The following is a 6078-nucleotide window of genomic DNA, read 5'->3' as shown; positions in this document are numbered from 1 at the left end:
CCATCAACACCCTGCGCCGGACCGGGCGACGGAACATCGCCGCCGGCCTCCGGCACCTCTCCTACCAGCCACACGTCCGGCCCCTCGACCTCATCGGCCTGCCCTGACCAGCGCAACTACAAGATCATGCGACTTTGCAACAGCCCTGGCCTCCTTATGCCCGCATCCCCGCCCGAATTCGCAGGCACATCAGCGTCTTCCGGGCCGCTGCACCTCGCCGTCGCGCTCGACGGCGCGGGCTGGCACCCTGCCGCCTGGCGCGAGCCGGGTGCCCGGCCCGGCGAGCTCTTCACGGCCTGCTACTGGTCCGATGTCGTGACCGAGGCCGAAGCCGGACTGCTCACTTCGTCACCTTCGAGGACGCTCTCGCCCTCCAGTCGTCCTCGGCGGACGGGCCCGACGGGCGCACGGACCAGGTCCGTGGGCGGCTGGACGCGGTACTCACCGCCGCCCGCGTCGCACCGCTGACCCGGCACATCGGCCTGGTCCCGACCGTGACCGCCACCCACACCGAGCCGTTCCGCTTATCCAAGGCGATCGCCACCCTGGACCACGTCAGCGGAGGACGTGCGGGCCTGCGCATCCGGGTGTCGCAACTGGACCACGAAGCCCGGCACTTCGGACGCGGGGCAGCCTCTCTGCCGGACGCGGAGGCGTTCGAGGAGGCCGCCGACCATGTCGAGGCGATCCGCAGGCTGTGGGCCAGCTGGGACGACGACGCCGAGATCCGGGACGTGGCCACCGGCCGGTTCGTCGACCGCGACAAGCTGCACTACATCGACTTGGAGGGCCGCCACTTCAGCGTCAGAGGACCGTCGATCACTCCCCGTCCGCCGCAGGGGCAACCCATCGTCAGCGCTGCGAGCGCTGCGGGTGCTCTCGGCGACGCCAGTACGGCGTACGGCCTCATCGCCCGGTCCACGGACGTCGGGTACCTCGCCGTGCGCGACGCCGCCGGGGCCCGTGCCGCGGTCGCGGAGATCCGGCAAGCCCGTGAATCCGCCGGGCTCTCGGCGCAGCCGCTGCACCTCTTCGCGGACCTCACCGTGTTCCTGGACGAGGACGCCCCGGCGGCCGACGCGCGCCGCAGTCGCCTCGACGCGCTCGCGGGCGCCCCGTACAGCAGTGAAGCCGCAGTCTTCACCGGGACGTCCGCGCAGCTGGCGGACCTGCTCCAGGACTGGCGGACGGCCGGTCTGTCGGGATTCCGGCTGCGACCGGGAGTGGTCGCCCACGACCTGCCCGCGATCACCCAGGGGCTGGTACCGGAGCTCCAGCGGCGAGGGGTCTTCCGCCGTGGATACGAGGCGGACACCCTGCGCGGACTGCTGGGCCTGGAGCGCCCGGCCAGCCGCTACGCCGCCCACCCCGCCGCCTGATCCCGGAATCGAAGGACCCGCCATGAGCAGCAAGCCACTCAAGCCCATCCATCTCACGGCTCACTTCCCAGGTGTCAACAACACCACCGTGTGGAGCGACCCGGCGGCCGGCAGCCACATCGACTTCGACTCGTTCGTCCACTTCGCGCAGACCGCCGAACGCGCCAAGTTCGACTTCCTCTTCCTCGCCGAGGGGCTCCGGCTCCGCGAACAGGGTGGAAAGGTCCACGACTTGGACGTCGTCGGACGACCCGACACCTTCACGGTGCTCGCCGCCTTGGCGGCCGTCACCGAGCGGCTCGGGCTGACCGGCACCATCAACTCCACCTTCAACGAGCCCTACGAGGTGGCCCGCCAGTTCGCCTCGCTGGACCACCTTTCCGAAGGCCGGGCCGCGTGGAACGTCGTCACCTCCTGGGACGCATTACCGGCGAGAACCTCCGGCGCGGCGGGTTCCTGGCGCGTGAGGAGCGCTACTCCCGAGCGAAGGAGTTCCTGACGACCGCGACGGAGCTCTTCGACTCCTGGGACGGCTCGGAGGTCGTCGCCGACCCCGTGTCGGGCACCTTCCTCAGAGACGCGAAGGCCGGGGCCTTCGCCCACCACGGGAGGCATGTCGACATCGAGGGCCACTTCAATGTGCCGCGCAGCCCGCAGGGCCGGCCGGTGATCTTCCAGGCGGGCGACTCCGACGAGGGCCGAGAGTTCGCCGCTTCCCAAGCCGACTCGATCTTCGGCCGGCACGCGACCCTCGACGAGGGGCGGAAGTTCTACGCCGACGTCAAGGGCCGCCTTCCCCGGTACGGCCGCTCACCGGACGAGTTGAAGATCCTGCCCGCGGCCACCTTCGTCCTCGGCGACATCGACGCCGAGGCACACGAGATCGCCCATGAGGTCCGCCGCCTCCACGTCAGCGGGCAGACCGCGATCAGATACCTGGAGCACGTATGGGAACCGGGACCTGTCTGCCTACGACCCGGACGGCCCGCGGCCCGACATCGACCCCGAGGCCGGCGAGAACACGATCGCCCTCGGCCGGGCGAGCGTCCGCCAGTTCCGCGACCCGCTGGACACCGTCCGGCAGTGGCGCGACCTCGCCGAGGCCAAGAACCTGTCGATCCGCGAGCTCGTCATCGCGACCACGTCCCGGCAATCCTTCGTAGGCTCCGCCGCCACGGTCGCCGAGGCGATCAACGACCTGGTACAGGCGGACGCGGCCGACGGGTTCATCCTGGTCCCCCACATCACGCCGGGCGGCCTGGACAGGTTCGCGGACACCGTCGTCCCGCTGCTCCAGGAGCGCGGAGTCTTCCGCTCCGCGTACGAGGGCGTCACCCTGCGCGACCACCTCGGGCTCTCTGTCCCCGGCGCCGAAGCGGTGGCCCGGCAGGCCGAGCTCTCGGCATAGCGGCGCTTTCCGGCCAACATCCCGACAGTTTCGACCCTCCGCACAACCGGGCATCCAGCTCCTTCCTCTCACGGGACGGGCGCAGCGAATGCCTGCCGTCGCTCCGGCGGGACGTGTTCACGTCCCGTCGGACCGGGTGGCCGGCCGTCCGCTTCCTTGTCACAGCACCGGGAGAACGAGGGATCGATGACCACCACACGCACCATTCGGCTGCGGCGTCCGCTGCTCGCCGGCACCACGGCGGTGGCCGCCATGGCCGTGACGGTCGGCTTCATGGCCGCCACGCCGGACCAGGCGAAGGCGGCGACGGGGCCCAGACTCAGTCTCATCGCCGCTACCGGCTCGGTCACGCTCACCTCGTGGAAGGAGGAGCCGGGCGTCTATCTGGACCTGGGCACCTACCTGACCGCGGAGGGAACACCACTGGAGTTCAAAGTGACCCGGAAGTCCTACAAGGACCCGGTGACCATCACCCAGACCCTCTACGAGGGCGGCAAGGCCAAGGCCAAGACGCTGCCTCTGGGCACAGTGAAGGACTTCTCCGGGCTTCCCGGGTTCGCGGAGATCACCGTCACCGACAAGGCGGGCAAGAAGGTCGTCAGCCGGACGGAGAGCTTCTGCCCGAACAACGCGAGCGGACGCGTCCGACCCGACGCCCCCTCCACCTCGAAGTATCCGGAGAGCTGTCCCACCAACCCGTTCACCCTCGATTCCGTGTGGGGCGTCGAGAAGGGGTGGGCCGCCAACACCTACAGCGGTTCCTACACCCAGCCGGTGAAGCTCGCCGCCGGCACGTACACGGCCAGGATCGGGGTCGCCAAGAAGTACCGGGACCTCCTCGGGATCGCCGACAGGCCCGCGACCGTGAAGCTCACCGTCCAGGAGCGCAGTTGGGAGGACGGCGCCGGCGCCGCGTCCGCCCGGTCGGCCACCGCCGGGGAACACGCCGGGCACGGAACGGCCCACCAGACCCCGGCCGGTCACGCCGGGCACGGGTCGGCGCACGCTCAGACCCCCGCCCAGGCCGGCGCACCGGAGACCAGTGGCGCGGGTACCTCGTACAACGTGGGCCACGGGCCGCTGAAGGCCGCGCCGCCGGCCGTGCCGTGGGCGGTGAAGAGGCAGCAGGCGGCGCGTGCCGACATGCGGGCCGGTGACACCACAGGGCAGACCGACGGCTCGCGCCAGGCGCCCGCCCTCACACCGCGCTCCCAGCGGCCCAGCGGGACTCCCGCCGTCCCGAACGTCCCCAAGCCCGACCTGCGGTCGCTGCCGGCATACGGCATCACCATCAGCGACGGTGGCCAGGACATCCCGGGCAAGGACTACCTGGCCTTCAGCGCCAACGTGTGGAACGCCGGTCCGGCCCAGCTCGTGGTGGACGGCTTCCGCTCGCCCGGGAAGGCCAAGATGGACGCCTACCAGTACTTCTACGACGCCGCGGGCAAGCAGGTCGGCTACACCCCGACCGGCACCATGGAGTGGGACCCGCGTCCCGGCCACGTGCACTGGCACTTCACCGACTTCGCCAGCTACCGGCTGCTGAAGGCGGACAAGAAGGAAGCGGTGCGCAGTGGCAAGGAGGCCTTCTGCCTGGCCAACACCGACGCCGTCGACTACACGGTGAAGAACGCCAACTGGCACCCGTTCAACACCGACCTGGCCACCGCCTGCGGCCAGGAGAACTCCATCTCCGTCCGCGAGGTGCTGGACGTCGGATCAGGCGACACCTACACCCAGGACCTGCCGGGCCAGTCGTTCGACATCACGGACGTGCCCAACGGCACCTACTACATCCAGGTGCTGGCCAATCCGGCCAAGCGACTGAAGGAGACCAACCTCGACAACAACAGCGCGCTGCGGAAGGTCATCCTCGGCGGCGCCCCCGGCCGACGGACCGTGACCGTCCCCGCGCACGACCTCGTGAACGCGAACTGATCCGAGAGGACGGGTGGCGCGCAGCAGCTGTGCCACCCGCCCTCGTTGGGCCAAGGCAACCGCAGTGACGTACGTACATATCGGGGCCCGCATGGGCGGCAAAGAATCGTCCGCTGCCGCGGCCCGACCACTTTTGGCGGTGGCTCCGGAGGCGGTCGGTGCTGGGGCTGAGTGGCCCGGCCGAGTGAACGATCCGTTGGACGCAGACGGCCCGGCGTGCATGCGCAGGGTGTGTGAGCCATGGGGCTGCGTTCCCCGGGCATCCCAGGCGTGACCTTTGCCGCAGGGTGGCTCGGGGTCGCCTTCCGCGTCATGCGGGGTCCTTCGGGATGCGGTGACCGTCGTGGGAGCCGAGGCTGGTGGCATGGAGATCATGGTGGTGCAGGAACTGCGCAAGGAGACAGCCGGGGACTTCGGGTCCGGCGATCCTGCGGCACGCATCGAGGCGGTCCATGTCGTGCCCGTGGAACCGGGTGACCGGACTCTCTGCGGCATGCCGGCCGAGGACATGGAGCGATTGTCCTATCAGCCCAGCGGCCCGGACGTGCCCTGGCTGCCTGCCGACAAACGGGACTGGGAATGCTCCAGCTGCGCAGAGGCGCTCCGTGCCGCGTGAACGGTTCGGACTGCGGCGTCCGGCCCGCGGCGCGTAAGCACCAGCGGTGCGTGGGACACCGGGCGGTCAGGCGGAGGGCGGGTGGATACGGTCCCGGCCCCTGCGTCGCGGTATGCGCGGCGGAGACGTGCCGGGCGCCGAGTCCTTTCGACTGACCCAGAGGCCTCTCCAGCTCCTGCCACAGCGGGTGTCCCGTCCCCCGGAAGGTGGAGGCCGCCCACTTTGGCGGACGATGTGCGGCAGCCGCGTACGAAACAGCATGTACGTCATGACGACAGCCACTCATCCTCTCCCTGCCTTCGCGCCTGCGCCTGTCTGGGCTCGCCGGCCGCCCACGCCGTCGCCCTGGGCGCGGTTCCGTCCGGTCTGTGGCGTATAGCCATGGCCTGTGGTGTCTACGTGGGCTACAGAGACCAAGTGCTGCGCGGCGTCTTCGACATCCCGGGATGGGGCATCGCGTACGTCGTCGGCCTCTCCGTCCTTGCCGAGGCAGCCGCTCTGTTTCCGCTGGTCCCTGGTCGAGTCCCGCAAGGTGGTCGCGGTCCTCGGCCGTACGGTCGAGCTCACCGCCACCCAAAGGAACGGGAGAGCACCCGCGGGCTCCCTTCGGTGACCCGGACCCCACGCCGTGCGGGTCGCCGAGGCCTAGACGAGTCATTCCGAATGATCAGTGGTCGTAGGCGATCAGTGATCGTGTGACCGGCTGGCGGGTCTTGTGGTTGTGCCAGATCGCGGCG

The 6078-nt window shown here is 70.1% G+C and carries 4 protein-coding genes and 2 pseudogenes; all 6 read left to right on the top strand.

What is annotated here, in order from left to right; all coding sequences use genetic code 11:
- The first annotated feature begins 156 nt into the window (after window positions 1-156).
- The 6 genes and pseudogenes from ACWFR1_RS39885 (at window position 157) to ACWFR1_RS39860 (ending at window position 5341) form a co-directional block, all read left to right on the top strand.
- Window positions 157-1379 (top strand): annotated as a pseudogene (locus ACWFR1_RS39885) (LLM class flavin-dependent oxidoreductase).
- A 22-nt stretch (window positions 1380-1401) separates the two neighbouring features.
- The gene (locus tag ACWFR1_RS39880) at window positions 1402-1878 is read left to right on the top strand and encodes an LLM class flavin-dependent oxidoreductase (RefSeq protein ID WP_453560876.1); all 477 of its coding nucleotides are present in this window, start codon (window positions 1402-1404) and stop codon (window positions 1876-1878) included.
- Window positions 1776-2219, top strand: a pseudogene (locus ACWFR1_RS39875) (LLM class flavin-dependent oxidoreductase); the annotation flags it as partial. The gene ACWFR1_RS39880 and the pseudogene ACWFR1_RS39875, both read left to right, overlap by 103 nt.
- Before the next feature lie 49 nt (window positions 2220-2268).
- On the top strand, window positions 2269-2787 hold the full coding sequence (locus ACWFR1_RS39870) for a hypothetical protein (RefSeq protein WP_453560870.1): 519 nt from the start codon (window positions 2269-2271) through the stop codon (window positions 2785-2787).
- Between the two features lie 186 nt (window positions 2788-2973).
- Entirely contained in the window at window positions 2974-4725 is a 1752-nt protein-coding gene (locus ACWFR1_RS39865) for a lysyl oxidase family protein (protein ID WP_453560867.1), read from the top strand.
- 364 nt (window positions 4726-5089) lie between these two features.
- Window positions 5090-5341: a hypothetical protein gene (locus ACWFR1_RS39860; RefSeq protein WP_453560864.1), complete on the top strand. Its 252-nt coding sequence runs from the start codon at window positions 5090-5092 to the stop codon at window positions 5339-5341.
- Window positions 5342-6078 lie beyond the last annotated feature (737 nt).

The organism is Streptomyces sp. NPDC055103 (genome assembly GCF_053607625.1).
This window is presented reverse-complemented; position numbering and strand designations above follow the sequence as displayed.